This is a genomic window from Allomesorhizobium camelthorni (assembly GCF_011045125.1).
In the GTDB taxonomy this organism is placed as follows: Bacteria; Pseudomonadota; Alphaproteobacteria; order Rhizobiales; family Rhizobiaceae; genus Allomesorhizobium; species Allomesorhizobium camelthorni.
In genome coordinates, this window is record NZ_JAAKZF010000236.1 from 1 (window position 1) to 1,552 (window position 1,552).

The 1,552-nt window shown below is 61.7% G+C and carries 1 protein-coding gene; it reads right to left on the reverse strand.

Annotated features, from left to right (window positions below; translation table 11 throughout):
* Positions 1-25: 25 nt before the first annotated feature.
* Positions 26-1,372 carry an IS5 family transposase gene (locus G6N73_RS35555; RefSeq protein ID WP_165034523.1) on the reverse strand — a complete coding sequence of 449 codons (1,347 nt, stop codon included), beginning with the start codon at positions 1,370-1,372 and terminating at the stop codon, positions 26-28.
* Positions 1,373-1,552: the final 180 nt, after the last annotated feature.

Consider the following 1,552-nt stretch of genomic DNA (forward strand, 5'->3'; position numbering starts at 1 on the left):
CGTCGACCGTGAACAATCTTGACCGCTAAGCGGCAAGCTGCTTCGGCCGGTTCAGGAACGCGGCGATCAAGAGCCACAAAAACGCCTTCAGCCACCTGAGCAGGAGGGAGAAGTTGTAGCCAGCTGCGGCCAGGATGGCGTTGATCGCATCGCCTTGGGTGTGAGCGAGGTAATTGCGGCCCATTCTGTGTTCGTTCTTGATGTGGCCGATCACCGGCTCGACGGCCGATCGCCGCCGCATCTGGCGCTTGATGGCCGGTGTCACGCGGCGCTTCTGACGGGCGGTGAAGACCCTGAATTTGTGGCTTTGCGGCGCGTTGTGGCCGCGGTAACCGGCATCGGCGAGGATGCGCTCGATCTCGGCACCGATGGTGTCTTCCATCGCAGGAATGATCTTTTCGAGCGTGTGCCCGTCGTAAGGGTTCCCGGGAAGTGCCATGGCGTGCAGGGCGAACTGACCGCCCTTTGAACGCTTCAGCGTCGTCGCCACGGACACCTTCACCCCGAACTCGTAGGGTGCGTGCGCTTTGCCTTTGCCGATGCACTCCACCTCATGGGCGTGCAGGCTGTAGATCTTGCGGCCACGCTGGCGCTGCCTCTGCTCCAGAACCGTCGAGGCCTGGTAGAGCGGCCACTTGAAGATCGCGTCCAGCGCCGCGTCGCCGGCAATCTGACGGGAGATGTCGCGGATGGTGCGCCCCAGATAGGTCCTGAGTTTGCGCAGGGATTTGTTGGCCCGCCTGAATTGTTTGGCGTGGGCGTAGCGCTGATGCATGATCAGCGCCAGCTTGCCGACCCTAACATAAGACTGACGCAGGTCGAGCCCCGCCTTCCTGGCCAGCCGGACGAGCCGCTCGCGCGCCCGATGGATGAGCTTGGCGTCGGTTGGGAACATGACGTTCTTGGGCTGCACCGTCGTATCGACGATGACCCGGCGCGTGTCCTGCGGCTTCATCGCTCCGGTCTTGACCGCCACCGCCAGGCTTTCCTGCAATAGCGCGGCGATCCGCTCCTCGCCCATGCGCTGGCGCCAACGCGTCATCGAGGAGCGGTCGAACGGCAGCTCGTGACGGAAGAATTCCTCGCCGCACAGATATTGGAAATACGGGTTCTCGATCCAGCGCGCACACAGCACCTCATCCGACAGGTTGAAGGTGTGCTTGAGGATGGCGAGCCCAGCCATCAGCCGCGTCGGCAGCGGTGGCATTCCGGGCCCGTCACAATAGACCTCGCCGAAGCGCGCCTCCAGCACCGGCCAGTCGATGGTGCGGGCCAGCCTCACCAACTCGTGGTTCATGTTGAGTATCTGATCAAGGCGGGCGCGGAACAAATCCTGTTCTCCCGCCTCGTGCCGTTCGCGTGGTCTGCCCATCGCCTGGCTCCGATTCACTGCGATGAACGCAGTGAATCACGCTTCGCCAAGCAGGGAAATCGCAAACTGGATTGCAAGAAAACTATCCACAAACTGGCCGTTACCTGCAATTCCGAAATCTGCAAATCGGGCGATTCCTATGGAATATCAGCGGCTTCCGAATTCTTCACGGCCGACTAA